The sequence below is a fragment of the Deltaproteobacteria bacterium genome (assembly GCA_003696105.1).
Taxonomy (GTDB): Bacteria; Myxococcota_A; Polyangia; order Haliangiales; family J016; genus J016.
In genome coordinates this window covers 1-21298 of sequence record RFGE01000156.1, presented here as the reverse complement: position 1 = coordinate 21298, position 21298 = coordinate 1, and the positions used below count along the sequence as shown (strand labels likewise).

Below are 21298 nucleotides of genomic sequence, written 5' to 3'. Positions count from 1 at the left end.
GGTCGGGCGAGGCAAGCGAGGGCGAGCGTCCATCCCGCGGCTCGTAGGTGCCCCAGGTGGTAGACCAACACGCCGCAGACGAGGAGGCACGCGGTCAAGGACACCTCCATGCCGGAAAAGCTCGCAGCCGCCATCGTGGGCGAGACGCCGACGAGCGCGCCGGCGACGACGGCCTCGGTGCTTCGACCGATGAGGCGATATGTGAGGTAGGCACAGCCGACTGCCGTCGCGACGTGAAACACGCCGGAAACGATATAGACCGCGACGACGAGGGTGTTCGGCGATGTCGCGCCGACAAAGAGATGCAAGACCGCGAGGAGCGCGGCCCAGAGCGGCGATGTGGCTCCGGTGGCCGGTGTGCCGGGGTTGTACGCGAGCATGCCCGATCTGGCGAGTTCGCGCCCGTAGACCATATGGATCCAGGCGTCATCGAGCCGAAACCCGAGGTCGGCGTCAGGATCGGGTTTGCTTACGAACCAGACTGTCACGATTGCGACCACCGCGAGGGCGCCCGGCACGAGGATCAGGGTGGCAAACACCTGGCGGCGTCCGCGCAATGGTCGCGAGTCGTCGTGGTCCATTGGGATGTGCGAGTGTCCGGATACGGGCCGGGGCGGTCCACGGGACGTACGGCGCCCGATGCCCGGTCGATCCGGTGGCAGGAAACCGCGTGCGCAGTCAAGCAGCTTGTTCGTCGTGATGATCATATCGCAGGCATGCCGCGTTCGGCGACTGCTCCGTTCCGATGGACGCCATTGCCTGTGCCAATGCCGTCGCCTGCGACAATGGCGCGTATGGATGCGGGTGTTGTGGTCGCCCGCCGGTGCCGTGTCGTCCGCTCGAGCTCGCGTTGGCATCCACAGACACGCCGTCGGTTTGCAGCGTCGTGGCGTCGTGCGACAACCCGCTGCGCGAGTCGGCGATCGAGCGGTCCGGGCCGTCGACGGTCCGCGGAGACCCCACTCGGCTGCACGTTCATGCGATCGTCGAGGTCGGGCGCGGCCTCGGGGCAGTTTCGACTGCGGCGCGGCCCCGGCCGCACCGCGTGGGCTCGAGGATTGCCGCCGCGGGGTGCTTTGTGACCTCACCGGGGCGTCACGGTCGGTGCTTGGCCGGGGGCCAGGAGGCGGTTGCGTATCGGCGCGCCAGCGAGGTTGCGAGAGGCGAGGCGAGGTTCGGCGCACGCCCGTAGCGCACGACGGCGCGTATGACCCTACGGAACCGAAGGGTGCGGGGACGTACGCCAAAGATCGCCCGCCGATCGCGACCGCAGCCAGCCGCTATGCGCAACAGCCTCCCAGGGACAGCCCCTAGTAGAAAAGGCGGAGCGTGGCCATGACGTTGATGGGGGCGCCGGGAGTGAAGTGGACGCCTTCGCAGCCGGCGAAGTTGCCGTCGTCGTCGGTGCTCACGCGCGACCCGTCCGGACAGGCGCCGGCGGGAGGCGGCCTGTCGGTGGGCGGGTCCCCAGCGACGCGCGACGTCGTCGCGAACTGTGCTTCGCGCCACTCGGCGTCGAGCACGTTGTCCACCGCGACGGATATCTCGTAGCGGTCGGTTCGGTACCCCGCGGTCACATCGACGAGCGTGAACCCGTCAGCTTGCAGGAATCCGTCTTCCGTGAGCGGCCGGGCCGACAGGCCGCGGGCGCCGACGCGGCCGAAGAAGCCCCGCGGGTGGAGCGCCGAAAGGCCGGCCGTCATCGTGAAGCGCGGCGCCAGTGGGATCTGATCCTCGCCCGCCGGTAGGTCGCGGAACCGCCCGCGCGCGTAGGTGACGTCCACATCCGCGACGAGCCACGGAGCGATCTCCGCCCGGGCTTCGACGTCCACTCCGTAGCGGCGCGTGGGGCCCCGCGCTTCGGTTCCACCTTCATCGCCTACCCACACGGTTTCGCTGTCGAGGTCGAGCAACCAGGCCGATCCGGCGAGGTCGAATCGATCGAGGAGTCGCGACCGCGCGCCGAGCTCGTAGCCGGTCGCGCGGGCGAGCGGAGTGCCGCGGCCGGGACGTCGAACCACCGCGCGCGCGTCGTTGGAGTGAAAGCCCATGCCGAAGTTGGCGTAGACATCGGTGCCGCGGGTGGGCGTGATCACGACGGTTGCCTTCGGGCTGACGATGACGCGGTCGCGCACGCCGGAACCGACGGTGCCGGTGGTCGTGCGGTCCTCGAGGTGGTCGTCTACCTGGAAGCCGAAATGATCGACGCGGGCGCCGACGACGGTCCGCAGCCACCGCGTCCACGCCACGTCTGCCTGACCGTATAGGCCGATGCTCCGCTCGTCGACGTGCGCATCCACGCGCGTGTCGAGCCGCTCCCGGCCGGCGGTGTGATACAGGGCGTTGTCGACGGCGTCGGCGCGGACCGCGGTGCCCACGGTGGTGTGGAGCCGAACCGGCCCGACGTCGTGCCGAACGCGGTACTTCGCCGCCAGACCGGTCATCGTGCGATCGTCGGTTTGCTCGATCTGATCGCCCAAAACGGGATCGACCAACCAGAATGTGAAGTTCGAGTAGAGCGCGAAGCGGTAGCGCACGGCATATGCCAGCAGCGTGAACTCGCTCGCGTCGTCCGGGTAGGCGCGATAGGTGACATACGCGCTGTGGCGAGCCGAGTTACCGCCATCGGTCGGGTCGAGCGAGCCGAAACGGTCGAGATTCCCCGCGTCGACCTCGCGTTCGGGAATCTGCCCGGATGCGTTCCAGCCGCCGCTGTAGCTCGTCGCCGTGAACGCGACGGTGGAACGCGACCCTGCGGCGCGAACGACTCGGGCGAACGCATTGTACCGGTGGTACTTCTCGCCGCTCAGAAACGGTCCGTTCGTGAAGTACGCTTCTGCCGCAAACAGGGACGTCCAGTCGTTTGCGGCGACGGGCGCGGCGATGCCGAGGAGCCGATAGGTATCGAAACGGCCGCCCGACACCGCGATCGACGATCGATCGATGTGCTCGTGGGTGACCATGTCGACGGCGCCCGCGGTCGCGAAGTCGCCCTGGTCGGCGGCGTATGGGCCCTTGAACACGTCGATCGTCTGGACGATCTCCGGGATCACCCAGTTCAGGTCGGCGTAGCCCTGGCCGTGGCCGTGGCTGACCATGTTCACGGGCACGCCGTCGACGCTCAGTGCGATGTCGGTGCCGTGATCGGCGTCGAAACCGCGGAGGAAGTACTGGTTCGCCTTCCCGCCGCCTGCGTGTTGGGTCACGAACAGGCCGGGGACGACGCGCAAGATATCGGCCGGGCGCGGTCGAGGCCGGAGCAGGAAGTCTCGATCGCGAACGGATCGGGACGCGACCGGGACGTAGGGAGCCTCTGCTTCGATGACGACGACTTCGCCGGGGACGACAGCCGTGCTATCGGCGTCTTTCGTGTCGTTGTTCTTGTCCTTTTGGGGCTCTTGGGGCGCAGGCGAATCGATGCCCCGCGGTTCCTCGCTTTGGGCGTACGCCACCGACGACGCGGTCAGCGCGAGCGCAGCGAGGCCCGCCGTGCGTTCGAGCATGGTGACCTCCTCGGATGGGTTGTGAACGCGGACGAGTCCGTCGCGCACGGCTGCGGGCCGTGGTCGCGACCGGCGGTCGATCGCCGGCGTAGGTCCACGCGCTCTTCGGCGCCGTATCTCGATGCGCGCCCTCGTGCGCCGCGGGCGCGCGCCGACCGGCGCCTTCCAACTCGCAACCTCGCCGGCGCGCCCGTGCGCGACGGCACTCTAGCTGCTCGTCATCGGCAGCGCGTCACGCGGAGGTCCCCGGGCGCGGGCGCGGGTCGGGCACCGCGACGGCGGCGCCTCGCGATCGCGATCGCGGTACTTCAGCTCCGCGACGACCGTCGCGGGCAGCACCGGCGGCGGAGGCGGAGCCTGGTGCATGGCGACGTGCTTGTGGGCCAGGCTGTGCCGGCCGTGACGGGGATCGGGCGCGCCGTGATCGCCGTCGCGGTCGTCGTCGCCGTCGTGGTGGTGGTGCTCCCACATCTCGTGCAGTGCGACGTGCAACCCCGGTGCGAGTTCGATCCCGAGGCCCCACCACAGCACGGTCGCGACGGCCAAACGGCGGCGCACGATGCCGGTACGGTACTAGAGCGACATGTGAGTGTCCACCTCGCCGCGGCGACAGGCGAGCGGTCGCGGACCCGGTCGTGTCGACGGTCACGTCGCCGAGGGCCGGCTCGGCCGAGCGCAGCGAGGCACGGACGCCGCGCGCCCGGCGCGCGGCCGCCGCGGCGAGGAGTGCGCGAAGGCCGTAACAGACTCGCGCACGCGCACCCAGGCGCCGTCCCTGGACGCAGGGTGACTCACGCGACGTCCGTGGGATGTCGGGCAAGGCGCGACGAAGGCGCTGGGTGCGCCCGAGGCACGGAGGAGCGACGCAGCACGAGGTGTCAGCACATCGCGGTGGCTGTACCGTGGGTTTGCCCCCAGGAGGCGGTTGCGTATCGGCGCGCCAGCGAGGTTGCGAGAGGCGAGGCGAGGTTCGGCGCACGCCCGTCGCGCACGCGGGCGCGTAGGACTATACGGTACCGAAGGACGCGAGGACGGTCGCCGAAGATCGCCCGCCGGTCGCGACCGCAGCCAGCGGCTATGTGCAACAGCCTCCTACGGCGCGCACGCCGGCGCGGAGAACAGAGCGGCCACGTCGGCCGGTACATGGCTGCCCCCGACAGCGGTCGGCACGCCGGTCGTCGGGTCGAGCGTCACGATCTGCCCCTCGATTGCGCCGTCGCCGCCCAGCGCGTAGATGACGCCCTGGTGTACCGTCTCGAATACCGTCAGTGGCGGGCCCGTCGTTCGCTCGTTCGTTGCAGCTGCGCTCGCGAGGGACAGGTCGTAGAGGGTCACGGTGCTGTTCGACGTGTCCGTATCGATGGCCAGCGGCTGAGGCAGGTCGAGCAGCAGGACGTCTCCGTCGGTCAGTGTCCCCGTGTAGTTCGCCACGACGGTCGACCGGCCTGTGACCGGATCGATCGTCACCAACTGCTCGGTTCGATGGTCGGGGGGGTAGTTGCCATCCGCGGTCACCGACGCATACAGCGTTCCGCTGGCCGCCTCGAAATCGAACCCGTCGATCAGGTTGCCGGGGATCGTGAGATTGACGGCGTGGGTCGCCGCACCCGTGCAGAGATCGATCGTCGCCAGCTTCGGAGCGATCGTGTTGTCGTACACGCCGTAGACCGTGCCCGATCCCTCGTCCCACGTGGCGCGCGTGATCTCGAGCCCGACGGCACCGACGTCACTCGCGTCGCCCGTCGTCGTATCGATCGTCACCAGGCGCCCGCTGACGATCCCGTATAGAACCATCCCGGCCGGTGTCGCATCCGGTGACCGTGCGTCGCCGGCGACCTCCGCGTCGACCACGTCCGCCGTCGCATCGACCGCGCGGGGCCTCGCGTCCACGGCCACGTCATCGTCGTCGTCCCCACCGCCACAACCCACACCGAACAGGAAAAGCGCGATCACCCCGAGCCGGCCCATGGAGCATCGTACCACGGGCGGGGAGTTGTCCGAGGTTCCGCCCGCGGCGACACCAAACAACGAACGGGGCTGCGCCGGGTTGACTGGCGGCGCCGCGCCGGCTCGACCGGTTCGTGGTCGCCTGCCGGGAGGCGAAAGAACGATGGAAGGGAAAGCGCGGCGTGCCCGAGGTCCTACCTCGCGGCCCGCGCTCGTAGGCCGTGTGCGTCCCCGATGCGGTGTCGTCGCCATCGCCGCTGGATGCTCGGCCCCGGACCGGCCACGTGTTTGCCTCCGGCGCGTCTTCGTGAGCACGAACCCCGGAGCCGTCGACACGCGAGCCGGTTGCGTGCGCTTCGATCCGGATCGCGCGGAAGAGCGCCGCCCGGTGGTCTTTCGCCGCTCAGTCGGCGAACCGGTTGTACACCGACTTCCACGGCCCGAGGCGATCGGGAAGATCGCGCCGGGGCACTCCCGGGTTGGCCCGAACCCGTACCACGTCGAGGAACAGCGGATCGCCGCGTGTCGGCGTCCGCCCGTCGGGGCGGCGTGGCGACGCGCGATGTCCCTGAACCCTCGTGCCGCGTGGCTGCTCAGTTCCTCGGGCCCGCCCAGCGCCTTCGTCGCGCCTCGCCCGAGGTCCGATGGACTTCGCCCGAGGCGCACTCCGTGCAGGACAGCCTCCTAGTCGCAGGGCACGTCGACGTCGACCGGGGCGACCGCGTCGGCCGCGGTGCCGTCGCCGAGCTGGCCGGCGCCGTTGTATCCCCAACAGCGGATACGCCCGTCGGCGAGGGCGCAGTTGTGGCGTTCGCCCGCCGCGATGGCGCTCACGTTCCACAGCGCTTGCACCGGCGCCCCCGGCGCGGACCGGTCGGTGGTCGTGCCGTCGCCGAGGGTGCCGTTGAGGTTGAACCCCCAGCAGAACACGCGGCCGTCGCCGGTGCGCGCGCACGTGTGCCACTCGCCCGCGGCGACCTCGACCGCGTCGGTGAGGCCGGCGACCTCGACCGGCTGCGGCCGGTTGGTGGTCGTGCCGTCGCCGAGCTGGCCGCTTTCGTTGCGGCCGGCGCATCGCACGGCGCCGTCCGCGGTGCGAAAACAGGTGTGCTCGCCGCCCAGCGCGAGTTGAACCGCGGGCGCCATCGCGTCGATGCGCCGAGGCGAGCTGCGGTCGGTGGTCGATCCGTCCGCGAGCTGGCCGAACAGGTTCTTGCCCCAGCAGTAGACGCCTCCGTCGCCGGCGACGGCGCACACGTGCTGGCCGTTCGCGGCCGCTGCGGTGACGCCCGAGATGCCGGGCACGGGGGCGGCGGTGGCCCGGTTGGTGGTCGTGCCGTCGCCGAGTTGGCCGCGTTGGTTGCGGCCCCAGCACCAGAGCGTCCCGTCCGCGCGCACGGCGCAACTGTGGTACTCGCCGAGCGCCAGCGCGACGGCGTCGTCGATCCCCTCGACCTGCACCGGCAGCGGGCGATCGACGGTCGTGCCGTCGCCGAGACTGCCGTACTCGTTGTAGCCCCAACACCACACGGTGCCGTCGGCGCGGCGGGCGCAGGTGTGAAACTCGCCGGCCGCCACTTCGACCGCGTCGGCGATGCCCTCGACGCGCACCGGGGCGAGGCGCGGCACCAGGGAGCCGTCGCCGAGCGCGCCGTTGCGGTTGTTGCCCCAACAGAAGACCGCGCCGTCGGTGCGCAGCGCGCACGTGTGCTCGGAGCCGGTCGCGACGTCCGCGACGCACTGGGTGGGGGGAGGCGGGGGCGGCGGTGGAGGCGGGGGCGGCTCATCCTGTCCGCCGTCGCCGTCGCGGCCGGACGCGGGCGCGGGATCGGCCGCGCCCCGGCCGGGGTCGTGCGCCGGGTCGCCCCCGGGATCGGCCGCGGTGCACGTGTCGCTCACGTCGCCGGCCAGCGCGCCGTAGCGGCGTCCCGACGCGCACGACGGATCGGCGAAGCTGCAGTAGCCGGTGGCCTCGCATACGCCGGCCGCGCCCTCGGCCGCGCACTGCGCATCGTCGTCACACCGAAACGGTTCGGCCGAGATGCAGCCAGAGGCGGCGAGCGCGATCGCGCCCGCGGCGGCGACCGGGACAACCCTCGCGTGCCTTGCGTGCATGATCCCCGACGTCAGAGTGGGGGACGCAAGCGGGCGGATCAAGACGGCTTGTCGACGGTAACGCCCGCCACGATCGACGGCCGGCGCGTAGCGTGCGCGGCTGTGCGAGCTGCGCCTACGCCGCGCACGGCGTGCTATAGATGCACGCCGTGACGAGCGAGGGACACCAGGTCGAACGCAAGCTGTTCGGAACCGACGGCGTGCGCGGCGTGGCCAACGTCGAGCCGATGACCCCGGAGACGGTGTTGCGGCTCGGCATGGCGGTCGCCGCGCAACTCGAGAGCCAGGGCCGGCGCGACCGCGTGGTGATCGGCAAGGATACGCGGCTGTCGGGCTACCTGTTCGAGACCGCGCTGGCCAGCGGCATCGTGTCGATGGGCGGCGACGTATGGCTCACCGGTCCGCTGCCGACGCCGGGCATCGCGTTCGTCACCGCGTCGATGCGCGCCGACGCGGGGGTGGTGATCTCCGCGTCGCACAACCCGTACCAGGACAACGGTATCAAGTTGTTTTCGCGCGACGGGTTCAAGCTCGACGACGCGGTCGAGGCGGAGATCGAGCGGTTGATGGCGTCGGACGAGCTTGCCGCCCGCCGCGCGCGGGCCGGCGACATCGGCCACGCGACGCGCATCGACGATGCCGCGGGCCGCTACATCGTGTTTTGCAAGAACACCTTCCCGCGCCACCTGTCGCTCGACGGCGTCAAGATCGTCGTCGATTGTGCGCATGGCGCAGCCTACAAGGTGGCGCCGCGGGTGTTCGAGGAACTCGGCGCGCGCGTGGTCGCGATCCACGCATCCCCGGACGGCACGAACATCAACGCGGGCTGCGGCGCGCTTCACCCCGAGGCGATGTGCGAGCGCGTCGTGGCCGAGGGAGCGGACTTCGGGGTGGCACTCGACGGCGACGCCGATCGGGCGGTGCTGTGCGACGCGGCCGGCCGCGTGGTCGACGGCGACGCGGTGATGGCGCTGTGCGCGACGCGGATGAAGGCGGCAGGCACGCTTGCGCGCAACACGGTGGTCGCCACGGTGATGTCGAACATCGGCCTCGAGCGCGCGCTGCGCGCGCACGGGATCGCGCTCGTGCGCACCGCGGTCGGCGACCGCTACGTGGTCGACGCGATGCGCCGCGACGGATACAACTTCGGCGGCGAGCAGTCTGGACACCTGGTGTTTCTCGATCACAACACCACCGGCGACGGCATCGTCGCCGCGCTGCGCGTGCTCGAAGTCATGGTGTCGGAGGGGCGGCCGCTGGCGGACCTCGCCTCCGTGATGGAACGCGCGCCGCAGGTGCTGGTCAACGTTGCCGTCGCGCACAAACGGCCGCTGGCAGAACTGCCGGACGTCCAGAAGCTGATCGCCGCGATCGAGGACGACCTGGGCGACGATGGCCGCGTGCTGGTGCGCTACAGCGGCACCGAGCCGAAGGCGCGCGTGATGATCGAGGGACCGGACGAGGCGGCGATTCGGGCGCGGGCCGAGGAGTTGGCGGCCGCGATACGCGCCGCGTGCGCGTGACGGAGGCGGGCGAGGTGGTCGCACGACAGGCGAGGGGGACGGCGTGATCGTCGGCATTGGCCTCGACGTCGCCGAGATCCCGCGCATCGCCGGATTGATCGATCGCTGGGGCGATCGGTTCGTGCACAAACTGTTCACGCCCGGCGAACGCGCGTATTCCGACGCGCGCGCGCACCGGGCCAGCCACTACGCGGCGCGGTTTGCGGCGAAGGAAGCGGCGCTCAAGGCGCTCGGCGTGCCGCCCGGACTTCGCTGGCACGAACTCGAGGTCGTCAAGGAAGCGGGGCGACCGCCGCGCCTGGTGCTCGCGGGGGCGGCGCGGGCGGCGGCGGACGCACTCGGCGTCGTGGCCGTTCATTTGACGCTCACGCACGCCGCCGGCGTGGCGGCGGCAGTCGTCGTCGCCGAGGCGGACGAAAGGGGGAGGCCGTGCGCTACGTAGTCACCGCCGATCAAATGCGCGCGATCGACCGCGCGACCATCGACGAGATCGGGCTTCCGGGTGCGGTCCTGATGGAGACGGCCGGGCGGGCCGTCGCCGAGGTGGTGCGCGCGCGCCGGCGCGCGGGCGCCACGGTCGCGGTCGTGTGCGGCGCCGGCAACAACGGCGGCGACGGCTACGTGGCCGCACGCGTGTTGCGCGAGTGGGGCTACGCCGCGTCCGCGTACCTGGCGGCCGACCGCGCGAAGGTCGCCGGCGACGCGGCGCTGCACTTGCGCGTGCTCGAACAGTGCGGCGGCCGCGTCGCGTCGATCGCCACCGAGGCGGACCTGCTCGAACACGAGCGCGCCATCGAGCGGGCCGACGTCGTCGTCGACGCATTGTTCGGCACCGGGCTCGCGCGCGACGTGACCGGCCACTACGCGCGCGTCGTCGCGGTCCTCAACCGGGCGCGCGGGTTCAAGGTTGCGGTGGACATCCCGAGCGGGCTGGCGGCGGACACCGGCGCGGTGCTCGGCGTCGCGTTCAACGCGGACGCGACCGTGACGATGGCGTTCGACAAGCCGGCGCTGGTGTCGTCGCCGGGATTCGCCCGCTGTGGCGAGGTCACGGTGGCCGAGATCGGCATCCCGGCCGAGTTGGCGCGCGTGCACGGCGTGTCCCTCGCCGTGTTCGAGCGGGACGACGCGGCGGCGGCGCTGCCGGCGACGACGCCGGTCGACCACAAGGGGCGGCGCGGCCACGCGCTCGTCATCGCCGGGTCGCCCGGCAAGTGGGGCGCCGGCCGCATGGCCGCGCGGGCGGCGCTGCGGGCGGGGGCCGGCCTGGTGACGCTCGCCGGTCCGCGGGCCGACGCCGCGGCGCCCGACGAGGTGATGACCGCGGCGATCGACCCGGAAGCGGCGGGCTTCGACGTCGCGCTGGCAGAACTGCTCGCCGGCAAGCGCGCAGTCGCGATCGGCCCGGGCATGCCGGCGACCGCGGCCGGCGCGGCGCTCGTCCGCGCGGTGCTCGAGCGTGCGGAGGTCCCCGTCGTGATCGATGCGGACGCACTCAACCACATGGCGGGCGACCTCGCCGCCGTCGCCGCCGCGCGGGCGCCCGTCGTACTCACGCCGCACCCGGGGGAGGCCGGCCGCCTGCTCGGGTGTAGTGCGGCCGACATCGAGCGGGATCGGATCGCCGCGGTGCGGCGCCTCGCGGAGCGGACGCGCGCGGTCGTCGTACTCAAGGGCGCGCGCACGCTCGTGTGCGACGGGGCGGTCGACGGCTTCACGACGGTCAACCCGACGGGAAACGCGGCGATGGCGACCGCCGGCGCGGGCGACGTGCTCACCGGCGTGATCGTCGCGCTGGCCGCGCAGGGCGCGCCGCCGGCGGACGCCGCGCGCGCCGGCGTGTTCCTGCACGGCCTGGCCGGCGACCGCGCGGCGCGCGGCCGGATCGACGCGGGGCTCATGGCGGGCGATCTGATCGACGAGCTGCCGCGCGCGCGGGCCGACCTCACCCGCCGTGCGCGGCCCGCGCCGGTCGGAGCCGAGGGCGCCGGCCCGCCGGATTGATCGGGGACGGGGCACCGGCGCGAGGGGCGCCGGAGCGCGCGGACCGTCGCGGGCCGGCGGATGGCGGCGGCCCGTTGCCGGTTTGACACGCGCGCGCGTCACGCTGGCAACGCGCGCGGCGGCGCGGCAAGCGGACAGCGGGGTAACGCACTGAATTTGCGGCCGCTGTGCGACTGGCATCCGCGTTGCTCTCCCTCCGGGCATGATCGCGAACCACGACCAGGTCGCCCGGGATCGAGCGCCGGCCACGGCGCGGGAGGAGTTCGAGGCGGCGGTGCTGCCTCACCGCCGCGCCCTCTACGCATGCGCGCTGCGCTACACCCGCAACCGGGGCGACGCGGAGGATCTCGTCCAGGAGGCGCTGGCGCGCGCGTTCGCCGCGTGGAGCGGGTTCGTCCCCGGCTCGAATGCGCGCGCATGGCTGTTTCGCATCATGACGAACCAGTTCATCACCGGCTGTCGCCGCCGCCGGCGCGAGCGCCGCCTCGAAACGGAGGCGCGCGAGGATGCGGTGCGGGCGCTGTACGGCGCGGACCGGACACAGGCCGCGCGCGATCCGGAGCGGTTTTGGTTGCAATGGCAAGTTTCAGACGCCGTGGTCGCCGCGCTGGCGGCGCTCACGCCGGAACACCGGGAGGTGATCCTGCTCGCCGACCTCGGCGGGCGCAGCTACCGCGACGTCGCCGGGCGGCTCGGCGTACCGATCGGCACCGTGATGTCGCGGCTGTTTCGCGCCCGCCGCCAGCTCGAGGCCGAACTGGCCGACTACGCCGCGCGCGAGTACGGCATCGCCCGCCGCGTCAGGGGCTGTCCCTGAACACGGCACACCACGTGCGATGTCCCTGAACCGTCACGCTGCACTGCTCCTCCGTTCCCTGGGCCCACCCAGCGCCTTCGTCGCGCCTTGCCTGAGAACCCACGGGCGTCGCCCGAGGCGCACTGCACTCAGGGACAGCCCCTGGCTCTCGCGCGTAGCGGCCGCCGCCGGCGCCCGGGCGGGCGTGCGGGGCGCCGGCGTGCGATCACCCGAGCCAGCCGAGCGCGCGCGCCGCGTAGGCCGCGGCGGCGAACGCGACGGCGAGGGCGATCCCGATGGCCGCGCGCCGGCCGCCGCGCGCCCGGGTGGCGTTCGCGGCGGAGCGGTCGCCGGCGGTGCGGTCGCGCGGCGCAGCGTCGGCCGCGGCGCCGGCCGCGGCGCGCGGCCGGTGCGGCTCGAACGGCGCCGTCGGCGCGCGTTGCACCGCCGGCCATCCCTCGATCGCGAGGTCCAGCGGCGGCGCGGTCACGCGAAACCGCGCCCCCTCCATGCGCAGCAGCTCGACGATGTGATTGTCGTCGTGGCTGCCGTTGAGTTCGACGTCGACGATGTCCCCCGCGCGATACACGATCGCGCCGCGATCGAAATCCCGCACGACCGCGATCGTGCAGGTGAGAGCGTTGTCCTCGCAGTGGCGCATCAAGTCGACGAGGGGCACGTCCGCCAACTCACCCTGGAACGCCGCGGCGCGGCCGAGCGCGCCGTCGAGGTCGGGCAGGCGCTGGACCAACTCGTACATGCCGTCGGCCAGGCGGCACAGCGCGTCCACCGCGTCGTCGCCGGTGAGATCGCCGAACTCGGCCGCGTCGACGCCGCCGGCGCGAAGATCGACCCGGCCGACCGCGCGCGGCGTGCGGACCCACACGGTTCCGGTGATCAGGTGGCGGCGGCACGCGGCGAGCAGCCGATCGAGCGGCGTGTCGCACAGGGAACCCTCGAGGCGGTTGGACGACAGGTGGGGCGCGGGAACGCTCGTCTGCATATCGGGTCGCCCGAGCACGCGCCGTGCCAGCGTGCCGGCGCGGCCAACCGCGCGAAGGTTCGCGGCGAGCCTCGCGCGAAGGCCGGGCGGGCTCTCCGAAAATCGGAGGCCGCCGGTCGCCGATGTCACACCGCGTCCCGGGGCGACGCGGGCGTCCCGCGGCGCCGCGCCGCGGGACCGCACGACCGGCGCGGCGTTCCGCGACGGCTACGGCGCCTCGCCGCGCGGCCGCACGATCGCGTCGCCGGGCGGAAAGCGCTCCGCCGTCCACTCGCCGCGCGCGTCGGTGTACAGCGCCTGGACCAGTCCGTCGCCGCCGACGACGTAGTACGGCTCGCCGCGCACCGGCGCGTCCAGCCCCTCGGGCTGGACGAACGCGAACGCCCGCCACTCGGTGCGCGCCGGCGGCGTGAACCGCTCGCCGCCGCGCGCGCGGGCCGCGGCGGCGCGCACGCGCTCGTCGTCGTCGCCGTCGGCCGCGGCCGCCAACGCGTCGTCCGCACCGCCGATCGCGCCGAGCGCGCGCGCCGCGGCACGCCGCACCAGCCAGCTGCGATCGCGGCGCAGCGCGACCGCGAGCGCGGCGCGCGCATCGGCCGCTTCGAGCCGGCCGAGGCCCCAGGCCGCGTTCGCGCGCACGAGCGGGTCGCGGTGGTGGAGCAGCCGCAGCAGGTGTGGAGCGTCGTCGGGGCGGGCGAGTCGGGCGACGGAACCGGCGGCGTTGATCGCGGTGGCCCAGCCGCCCCGCGCGGCGGCGTGGGCGAGGTCGGCGACCGCCGCGACGTCGCCGAGGTCGCCGAGCGCCCACGCTGCCGCCGCGGCCACCCGGTCGTCGCGCGCGCGCAGTGCGGCGCGCACGGCCGGCGCCGCCGCGGGGTCGGCCAGCGCGCCGAGGGCCGCCACCGCGGCGCGCCGCCGCTCCGGGTCGGCGGTGCGCGCGACCGCGACGAGCGTGTCGCGGGCCGCGGGGTCCGCCATGGCGCCGAGCGCGCCGATCGCCGCGAGACTCACCTCGACGGGCCCGCTGGCGCACAGCGGCGCGAGGGCGGCGCGCGCGTCAGCGCGCGGCCGGTCGCGCAGGACGCCGCCGAGCGCGCGGGCCGCGTGGCCGCGCGCGTCCGCTTCGACATCGCCGCGGACGAGCGCCAGCAGCGGCGGTACCGCAGACTCGTCGGCGATCGCCGCAAGCGCATCGGCGGCGGCGCGGCGCAGGGGCGACGGCCCGGCGCGCAGCGCGTCGACCAGGGCGGGGACGGCGCGCGCGTCGCCGATGCGCCCGAGCGCCTCGGCCGCGGCGTAGCGCAGCCGGAGCGGGTGTCCGTCGCGCACCGCGCGCGCCAGCCGCGGCACCGCGGCCCGAGACGCGAGGATCCCGAGGTACTCGGCGGCGAGGGAGCGGACCTCGGGGTCGTCGTCGTCCATCGCGCCGATGAGGACGTCGGCGGCGGGCGCGTCCAACAGGGGCCGCAGCGCGCGCATCGCCTGGCGCCGCACGGCCGGGTCGGCGTCGTCGAGCAACGTCAAGACGGGCACGAGTGCCCGCCGGTCGCCGGCCGCGCCGAGCGCGTCGAGGACGAGGCCGCGGCTTACCCGGCCGCGGCCCAGCTCGCGGACCAGCGCGTCGGTGGCCGCGGGGTCGGCGGCATCGCGCAGCAGCGCGACCGCCGACGCCGGATCGCCGGCGAGCTCGCCGTCGAGGTGGCGGACCAGGGCGGGCACCGCCGCGCGGCCGGCGACGCGCAGCGCCTCGGTCGCCGCCGCGCGCAGCCTCGGGTCTGCGAGCGTCTCGACCAGGACGGTGACCGCGCGCGCGTCTCCCGCGCGGCCGAGCTTGCCGAGCGCGAACGCGACGCGCTCGCGAAAATCGCGCTTGAGGGCGCCGCGACGCAGCTCCGAGATCAGAATGTCCGCGGCGTCGACGGCTTCGAGGTTGCCCAGCGCGTCGACCGCCTCGGCCCGCACGCGCGGGTTCGGGTCGCGAAACAGCCGGACGAGCGCGGGAACGGCGGCCCGGTCGCCGAGGCGGCCGACCGCGCGGACGGCCGCCACGCGCACGTCGGCGCTCGCGTCAGCGAACGCGCCGACGAGCGGGATCACCGCGCGGCGGTCGCCGAGGCTGGCGAGCTGGTCCACGGCGGCGCGCCGTACGTCGGCCTTGTCGTCCTCGAGCCGGCCGAGCAGCGGCACGACGACGCTCGGCGTGCCGATCGTTCCGAGTGCAACGACCACGTCGTGGCGGACCTGCGGGTTCGGGTCGGCGAGGGCGCGCACGAGCGGCGCGACGGCGCGGTCGTCGCCGAGGTCACCCAGGATTTGAGCGGCGGCCCGCTTGACCGCGGGATCCGGCTCGGACAGCCAACCGATCACGGTCGGCACCGCGGCCAGCACGCGGCGCTGCGCCAGGATGCGCGCGGCCTCGGTGCGGACCGCGACCGACGGATCGCGCAGCGCCGCCAGCAGGTGATCGCGCGTGAACGCGATGTCGTAGCGGGCCAGCCGCCGGACCGCCGCCGCGCGCGCCGTCGCGTCGTCGCTCGCGAGGCCGGCGGCATCCAGCTCGATCTTGCCGATCCAGTCGAACGCGCACAGCGCCAGCGCGGCGGTCACGGCGACGGCGGCGCGGCGCGCGCGGGCGAGCGAGGCGCGGAGCACCCGGCGAGTATAGCGGCCGGCGCGCGCCGCGCACGGCGCCCGGCGATCACGGCGATCGCCCGGGCGGTCGCGCCGCCGAACCGGCCGGCGCCGCGGAGGGCGCGCGCCTCGTCTCGGCGCTCACGAGCGCAATGGCGCGGCGGACGGCCGCGCGCAGCCGCGGAGGCAGGTCGAGCGCCAACAGGGCGCGGTACTCGGCGAGGGCCGCGTCGAATCGCCGGGCGTTCACCCACAGGGCGGCGAGCGCCACGCGCGGCCTGGGGTCGTGCGGCGCCGCCGCCTTCGCGCGGCGCAAGGCCATTTCGGCGCCGGCCACGTCGCCGCGGCGCGCTCGCAGGATGCCCAGGTCGTGCCACGCCGAGGCGTCGCCGGGCGCCCAGCGCACCACGCGTTCGAGCGCGCGCTCCGCATCGCGGTATTCGCCCCAGAACGCGAGCGCGTCCGCGTATTGGCGCGCGGCCCACGCGCGGCTGCGCGCGTCGGGCGCGTCGCGCTCCGCCCGTTCGTACCAGGCGCGGGCCTGGTCGTACCGGCGGGCGCGCTCGCTGCGCTCGGCGCGGTCGACCGCGACGCGGGTGGCCGGCGAAATCGCCGGCGCCGGGCGGCCGGCGCACGCGGCGCTCGCGGTCAAAGCGAGGTATGCTGCGGCCATGACGCGCCAGACGCTCCAGGACCTGCTCGCTCGACACGCCGGCGCCAAGGTGGACGGCGACGCGCTGTCGGTGCCCGATGCCGTCGACGTGTCACTGTACGTCGCGATGGGGATCGAGCCGCTGGTTCTCGACAAGGTCGCCACCGTCACGCTCGAGCCGGACGCGGTCGTCGCGAGTACGCGCCGCCGCGAACGCTATCTGATCGCGTACGAAGACCTGCGCGCGGTGCGCGTGTCCGACGAGCACACGACGCGGCCTGGGATCCTCGAGTAACGGCGCGCGCCGGCGCCGGCCGCGGGCCGCGTCGACTCATCGATCGTCTTCGGGCTTGGAGAGGCGGCGGGTGTGGGTCTTCGGGGGTGGGCCGACGACGAGCACGCCGGGCTCGAGCAGGCCGTCTTCGGACTGGGCGCGGTGGGACTCGACGACCACCTCGGCCGAGCCGTCGCCGGCGCTGCCTTCCGGCGTCGGCTCGTCGGCGGTGAGCGGCGACGGCTCGCCGTCGCCCGACTTGAGCAGTTCGATCGTGTTCTTCGGGGGGCGCCGCGGCGGCGGCGGGGGGCCAGCCGGCTGCGCGGCCGGCGCGGGTGCGGCGGGCTCCGCCGGCTCGTCGCGGTCGGCCTGCGCGTCGGGCGCGGCGGGCTGTGGTGCCGGCGCGGCGGGCGCGGGCTGCGGTGACGGCGCGTCGGGCGCGGCGGGCTGTGGTGCCGGCGCGGCGGACGCGGGCTCAGCGGCGGGCGAGGCGGGCGCGGCGGGCTGTGGTGCCGGCGCGGCGGGCGCGGGCTGCGGTGACGGCGCGTCGGGCGCATCGGGCTGTGGTGTCGGCGCGGCGCGCGCGGGCGGCGCATCGGGCGCGGCGGGCGCGGGCGGCGGGTCGGGCTGTGGTGCCGGCGCGGCGGGCTGCGCGGCCGGCGCGGAGTCGACGGACGCGGCCCGGGCCGCCGCGTCGCCCGGCGCCGGGATGGGATCCGTATCCGGTCGGTCGGCCGGCGGCGCGGCCACCGGCGTCGTCGGCGCGGTCCCGATGTCGTCGGCGCCGGCCGCCGCCGCGCGCCGCCAGTACGATCGCGGCACGTCGAGCGAGTCGAGCGGCGGCTCGTTGGCGAGCCGCTGGGTCGTGGATGCGCGCCCCAGCGAGGCGGCGGCCACTGCGCGCGGCACCGCCGCCACCGTCGGCTGTTCGGCGGCCTGCTCGCGGGCGGCGCGCTCCCGCGCTTCGCGCTCCCGCTGTTCGCGCTGCCACGGGTACTCGACGCGCACGTGGTGCGCGTGCTTGATCGTCTCGACCAGCGAGTTGGAGATCTTGCGCAGGTCGGACATGCTGAGCCCGGAGTCGTCGAGCTGGCCCAGGTGCAGTTTGCCGTAGACGATCCGCTGGACGAGGTTCTCGATCGCCCGCGCGTCCGGTTGTTTGAGCGTGCGCGACGCCGCTTCGACCGCATCGCAGATCGCCAGGATCGCCGTCTCGCGCGTCTGCGGCCGGACGCCGGGGTACCGGAAGTCGTCCTCGGTGAGCCCCTTCGGGTTGCCCTGCTCCTGACACTTGGCCCAGAAGTACTCGAGCAGGCCGTCGCCGTGGTGCATGTGCATGAAGTCGATGACGCGCTCGGGCAGGCCGGCTTTGCGGCCGAGGCGCACGCCCTCGGTGACGTGGGAAAAGATCGCGTCGCACGACACCTCCGGCGGCAGGTTGTCGTGCGGGCTCTGCTCGTCGCCGGGGACGTTCTCGATGTAGTACTTCGGCTGCAGCGACTTGCCGAGGTCGTGGTAGTAGGCGCCCACGCGCACCAGCCGGCCGTTGGCGCCGATCGCGTTCGCCGCGATCTCCGCCATGTTCGCCATCGCGAGGCTGTGCTGCCACGTGCCGGGCGCCTTCTCGGCGATCTGGCGCAGCAGTGGATTCGACAGGTCCGATAGCTCGACGAGCTTGGACTGGGTGATCTCGCCGAGAAGAAACTGGTAGACGGGCAGCGCGAGCAGCGCCGCGATTCCCGACATCGCGCCGCCGGCGAGCGACGCGAGCCACGCCGACCGCGTCGGGTCGGCCAGCTCGGCCAGCGGCGCGCCGTGAGCCGACAGGTAGTAGAACACCAGGTATACGAGGGCTGCCGCGATGCCCCCGACGATGCCCGCGCCGACGAGGACGCTGCGCCGGCGGCCGTCGCCGATGCACAGCACGGCCGCCATACCCTGCGTCACGAGCACGGCGATCGCGCCGGCGTCGAACGGCGCCATGAGAGCGATCGACACGCCGACGACGAGCGCGGTCGCGAGTCCGGCGAACAGGTCGATCGTCACGGCGGCGACGATCGCCGCGGCCGCCACCGGAACGATGAACACGGACATCTCCGTGAGCAACAGTGCCGTTTTGACGGCGGCCGCGAGCGCCACGGTGAGCGCGAGCGATACGAGTTGCATTCGCAACAATCGACCGCGGTGAGACCGGCGCAGGTAGCCCGTATACAGCAGCGCCAGCAGCAAGAAGCCGCACGCGTACGCGATCCATGCGGTCGCGCCGGCCGGCCGCTGAGCGTGCAGCGCATCGATGATCGCCGCTTCCGTCGGGCCGATGCGGTCGCCGCGCGCGACGACGATCGCGCCTCCCTCGACGCGCAGGCCGGCCGCGTCGGCGCGCAGGCCGCTGAACTGCGGCACTCGCACGGTCACGGGCGCGGTTTCGCCGAGCGCGAATCGCGCCGGCGGGACCGTCCACTGGTCGGCCATGGCGATCGGCGTCATCGCGGCCGCGAACAGCGCGCTGAGCACGAACCCCGTGACCGGCCCGGCCTTGGGGCGCGCTCGAATGATGGTTGCCTTGGTCGAGGCCATGGTGTGCGCCGGCGGCGCGGTCAGAAGCTCAACTCGAACTCGGCGCGGGTGCGCGGACCGTTGAACGCCGGGAACGCCATCTTTTTCATGACGCGGTCGATGCACCGCGCGAGGCCGGTGCCGGTCTCGCCGTTGACCTTCGAGAACGACACGCGCCCGTTGCCGCGGATGACGAACTGGACGTGGGCCCGGCCGCCGCCGTGTTTGCGCAGGCAGGCGGCGAGGGCGCCGCCGTGGCGCGCGATCACCGGATTGATGTCGCTGTCGTCGAGGCGCTCCGTGTCGCCGTCGTCTTCGGATACGTCGCCGAGGTCCAGCGGCCCGTCGAACTCGTCGGCCACGGCGCCGGCCCCGCCGGCGGAGGGGCGCGCCCGGCCGCCGCTTCGGCGCCGCGCCTTGCCCTTCGCGCGCGTCGGCTTCATGAACGTGATCTTGGCCTGCAGCTCGCCCTCCCGGATCGCGGCGACCTGTCCGTGGTCGCCGCCCGCGTCCGCGGCGCTGAGGGCGTGGACGAGGAAGTAGACGCCGATGCCGAGCGCGAGCGCACCGGCGCCGATGAACGCGTATAGGGTCGCGCCCCGCCGCGTCTCGGTCCTGACCTGTTGCTGCTCCGCTTCCGCGCGGCGGCGATCGTCGCGCGCCTGCCGCGCGCGGTCGACGATGTCGGCCAGCAGCGGGTGGTTCTCCACCGGTGTGCGCTCGCCCGTCTCGTTGTCGATGAGAATGTGTCCCGGCAGGATCTCGTCCGTTTCGATCTGCCGGATGACCTGCGCGAGCGTAAAGGGCCCGTAGTCGAGCTTGCCCTTGGAGACGAGCCACTTTTCGACCGTGTCGTCGGCGGCCGCCGGCGCCGCCGACGCCAGCGCCTGCCGCTGGTCGCCGGTGAGTTGCTGGGCCAGACTCGGGCGTTTCGCCGCGGGTTGCCCGGCCGACGCCCGCGGCGCCGCGTCGATCGCCCGTTGCAGCGCCTGTTTGAACTGGGCGGCGTCCGGCCAGCGGTTCGCCGGGTTTGGATGCACGGCGCGGATGACGACGGCGTCGACCGCGGCGCCGAGCGCCGGGACCACCTTCGACGGCGGCTGCGCGCCCGGCCGGGGCGCGGTGCCGGTGAGCAACTCGTACAAGATCGCGCCGAGGCTGTAGATGTCCGCCGCCGGCGTGGCGGCGCCGCCCCCGACGACCTCGGGCGCCGCGTACGGCCGGGCCGGGCCGGTCCCGATCGCGCGCGGGTCGGCGAAACCGAGCTCCGTGAGCTTGACCCGGCCCGACCGCTCGACCACGACGTTGCCCGGGTGCAGGTGGCCGTGGGCCAGCCCGGCCGCGTGGATCGCCGACAGCGCGTTGCACAGGTGGGCGACGACGTTGTACGCGCTCTTGGGCGAGAACGTCGTGCGCGCGGCGCGCTTTTGGGCGAGCAGGTCGGCCAGCGGCGTGCCGTCCACGAACTCGCCCACGGCGTACGCGATGTCGCCCGCCGTCGTCAGGCCGGAGACGCCGGCGACGTTCTTGTGGTGCAGGGCGGCGGCGCGCGCGATCGCCTGCTCGATGCGGGCGCGCACCTCGGGCCCGGCGAGCAGGTCGGCCGCGACGACGTACAGCTCGACCGGGGCGCCGTCTTCGCCGCGCGCCCGGTAGACCTCGCCGACCGACGTGCGCCGCGCGAGGTGGTCGACGCGAAATCCGCCGAGCGTGGTTCCCGGCGCCAGGCGACCGGCAGCGGTGGGCCCCGCCTGCGCGGCCTCCGCCGTGTCGACGTCAGGTGCCATGGGGGTTGGTGGGGCGCATCACGCGGTCGCTGGAGCCGCGAACCCCGCGGCCGGCGCACGCCCGGACCTCAGTGAACCGGATTGCACGGTGGCGATCATCGTCTCGTGCCCGAATCGGGGCGCATCCAGTGTACGGGGCGGCGGTCGCGCCGGTCAATCGCCGCAGCCGGCCCGGCGGCGCAGCGCCGGCGCCCCCCAGCGCGTCCCGGCTTTCCGCAAGTAGGCGCAAGCCTTGCGCTCGTCCCCGCTCTCGACGAGCGCTTCCCCGATGAGGAATGCGGCCCGGCGGCTGCTCGGATCGGCCGACAGCGCGCGCTCGCCGAGGGCGAGGACGCGCAGCCAGTGGCCGCTGCGGCGCGCCGCTTCGGCATCGGCGAGCAGGCGGTCGACGGCACCGCGGTCCGGCCGGGGCCGCCGCCGGGTGGCTCGCGGCCGCGCGTCGGGGGGCGCGCGTCGGGGCGGTTGGGCCGCGCGGGGCTCCGGCGCGGCGTCGGGTACGCCGCGGGG

Annotated in this window: 16 protein-coding genes and 1 pseudogene; 5 read left to right on the top strand and 12 right to left on the bottom strand. The window is 74.0% G+C overall.

The features are described from left to right. The 6 genes from D6689_10625 to D6689_10600 form a co-directional block, all read right to left on the bottom strand. Positions 1–581 (bottom strand): hypothetical protein (locus tag D6689_10625; protein RMH41640.1); only part of this gene is annotated, 581 nt, incomplete at its 3' end. Between the two features lie 729 nt (positions 582–1310). Further along, entirely contained in the window at positions 1311–3551 is a 2241-nt protein-coding gene (locus D6689_10620) for a TonB-dependent receptor (GenBank protein RMH41639.1), read from the bottom strand. 159 nt (positions 3552–3710) lie between these two features. Beyond that, the gene (locus D6689_10615; GenBank protein RMH41638.1) at positions 3711–4049 is read right to left on the bottom strand and encodes a hypothetical protein; all 339 of its coding nucleotides are present in this window, start codon (positions 4047–4049) and stop codon (positions 3711–3713) included. Positions 4050–4595: 546 nt separating this feature from the next. Continuing rightward, positions 4596–5471, bottom strand: coding sequence for a hypothetical protein (locus D6689_10610; protein ID RMH41637.1), 876 nt, complete (start codon positions 5469–5471; stop codon positions 4596–4598). Between the two features lie 382 nt (positions 5472–5853). After that, the gene (locus D6689_10605) at positions 5854–6291 is read right to left on the bottom strand and encodes a transposase (GenBank protein RMH41641.1); all 438 of its coding nucleotides are present in this window, start codon (positions 6289–6291) and stop codon (positions 5854–5856) included. Continuing rightward, positions 6135–7565, bottom strand: coding sequence for a hypothetical protein (locus tag D6689_10600; GenBank protein ID RMH41636.1), 1431 nt, complete (start codon positions 7563–7565; stop codon positions 6135–6137). Before D6689_10600 ends, D6689_10605 begins: the two co-directional genes overlap by 157 nt. Before the next feature lie 140 nt (positions 7566–7705). On the opposite strand from D6689_10600, the gene D6689_10595 reads away from it, so the two are divergent. The 4 genes from D6689_10595 to D6689_10580 all read left to right on the top strand — a co-directional run bounded on the left by D6689_10595 (position 7706) and on the right by D6689_10580 (position 11909). Further along, positions 7706–9088, top strand: coding sequence for a phosphoglucosamine mutase (locus D6689_10595; GenBank protein RMH41635.1), 1383 nt, complete (start codon positions 7706–7708; stop codon positions 9086–9088). 43 nt (positions 9089–9131) lie between these two features. Next, positions 9132–9530, top strand: a complete 399-nt coding sequence (locus tag D6689_10590; GenBank protein ID RMH41634.1) for a holo-ACP synthase — start codon at positions 9132–9134, stop codon at positions 9528–9530. Continuing rightward, positions 9518–11092 (top strand): NAD(P)H-hydrate dehydratase, encoded by a 1575-nt coding sequence (locus D6689_10585; protein RMH41633.1) that lies wholly within the window; start codon positions 9518–9520, stop codon positions 11090–11092. Before D6689_10590 ends, D6689_10585 begins: the two co-directional genes overlap by 13 nt. A gap of 202 nt (positions 11093–11294) precedes the next feature. Then, a complete protein-coding gene (locus D6689_10580) occupies positions 11295–11909 on the top strand; it encodes a sigma-70 family RNA polymerase sigma factor (GenBank protein RMH41632.1) in 615 nt (204 codons plus the stop codon). Between the two features lie 205 nt (positions 11910–12114). Here the strand turns inward: D6689_10580 and D6689_10575 are convergent, their stop codons facing one another. The 3 genes from D6689_10575 to D6689_10565 form a co-directional block, all read right to left on the bottom strand. Beyond that, positions 12115–12891, bottom strand: a complete 777-nt coding sequence (locus tag D6689_10575; GenBank protein RMH41631.1) for a DUF4388 domain-containing protein — start codon at positions 12889–12891, stop codon at positions 12115–12117. 207 nt (positions 12892–13098) lie between these two features. Next, a complete protein-coding gene (locus tag D6689_10570) occupies positions 13099–15543 on the bottom strand; it encodes a HEAT repeat domain-containing protein (GenBank protein RMH41630.1) in 2445 nt (814 codons plus the stop codon). Positions 15544–15589: 46 nt separating this feature from the next. Beyond that, complete coding sequence (locus D6689_10565) at positions 15590–16195, bottom strand: hypothetical protein (protein ID RMH41629.1); 606 nt, start codon at positions 16193–16195, stop codon at positions 15590–15592. On the opposite strand from D6689_10565, the gene D6689_10560 reads away from it, so the two are divergent. Next, a complete protein-coding gene (locus D6689_10560; GenBank protein ID RMH41628.1) occupies positions 16194–16469 on the top strand; it encodes a hypothetical protein in 276 nt (91 codons plus the stop codon). The two genes, D6689_10565 and D6689_10560, sit on opposite strands and share 2 nt — an antisense overlap. 1689 nt (positions 16470–18158) lie before the next feature. Here D6689_10560 and D6689_10555 read toward each other — a convergent pair. The 3 genes and pseudogenes from D6689_10555 to D6689_10545 all read right to left on the bottom strand — a co-directional run. After that, a pseudogene (locus D6689_10555) lies at positions 18159–19025 on the bottom strand (hypothetical protein). Positions 19026–19045: 20 nt separating this feature from the next. Next, on the bottom strand, positions 19046–20791 hold the full coding sequence (locus D6689_10550; protein ID RMH41627.1) for a serine/threonine protein kinase: 1746 nt from the start codon (positions 20789–20791) through the stop codon (positions 19046–19048). A 153-nt stretch (positions 20792–20944) separates the two neighbouring features. Beyond that, on the bottom strand, positions 20945–21298 hold a 354-nt coding region (locus D6689_10545), incomplete at its 5' end, for a hypothetical protein (protein ID RMH41626.1).

Bases quoted from the DNA above. Each gene is read 5' to 3' on its own strand.
- D6689_10610 (RMH41637.1), bottom strand. From the start codon at position 5,471: ATGGGCCGGCTCGGGGTGATCGCGCTTTTCCTGTTCGGTGTGGGTTGT.
- D6689_10600 (RMH41636.1), bottom strand. From the start codon at position 7,565: ATGCACGCAAGGCACGCGAGGGTTGTCCCGGTCGCCGCCGCGGGCGCG.
- D6689_10595 (RMH41635.1), top strand. From the start codon at position 7,706: ATGCACGCCGTGACGAGCGAGGGACACCAGGTCGAACGCAAGCTGTTC.
- D6689_10580 (RMH41632.1), top strand. From the start codon at position 11,295: ATGATCGCGAACCACGACCAGGTCGCCCGGGATCGAGCGCCGGCCACG.
- D6689_10575 (RMH41631.1), bottom strand. From the start codon at position 12,891: ATGCAGACGAGCGTTCCCGCGCCCCACCTGTCGTCCAACCGCCTCGAG.
- D6689_10560 (RMH41628.1), top strand. From the start codon at position 16,194: ATGACGCGCCAGACGCTCCAGGACCTGCTCGCTCGACACGCCGGCGCC.
- D6689_10565 (RMH41629.1), bottom strand. From the start codon at position 16,195: ATGGCCGCAGCATACCTCGCTTTGACCGCGAGCGCCGCGTGCGCCGGC.
- D6689_10550 (RMH41627.1), bottom strand. From the start codon at position 20,791: ATGGCACCTGACGTCGACACGGCGGAGGCCGCGCAGGCGGGGCCCACC.